The sequence below is a fragment of the Pseudomonas koreensis genome, assembly GCF_025447595.1.
In the GTDB taxonomy this organism is placed as follows: Bacteria; Pseudomonadota; Gammaproteobacteria; order Pseudomonadales; family Pseudomonadaceae; genus Aquipseudomonas; species Aquipseudomonas koreensis_H.
This window is the reverse complement of sequence record NZ_JAOEJU010000057.1, coordinates 1-255: the sequence shown is the minus strand read 5'-3', so window position 1 is coordinate 255 and position 255 is coordinate 1. Positions and strand designations below refer to the sequence as shown.

The following is a 255-nucleotide window of genomic DNA, read 5'->3' as shown; positions in this document are numbered from 1 at the left end:
AATCTTGACGATGACCTACTCTCACATGGGGAAACCCCACACTACCATCGGCGATGCATCGTTTCACTTCTGAGTTCGGGATGGGATCAGGTGGTTCCAACGCTCTATGGTCGTCAAGAAATTCTGTGTCCAGCCCGTTACCGCAGTAACGTTCCGGCAAAAATCGGTGACTTCTACTAAAACAAAACCCCAACTGCTTTCGCAATTGGGGTTTCGGAATTTAATCTTGACGATGACCTACTCTCACATGGGGAA

The 255-nt window shown here is 48.2% G+C and carries 1 rRNA gene; it reads right to left on the bottom strand.

Annotated elements, in window-relative coordinates:
* Positions 1-2 precede the first annotated feature (2 nt).
* A 5S ribosomal RNA gene (gene rrf, locus N8H71_RS28730) occupies positions 3-118 on the bottom strand.
* Positions 119-255 lie beyond the last annotated feature (137 nt).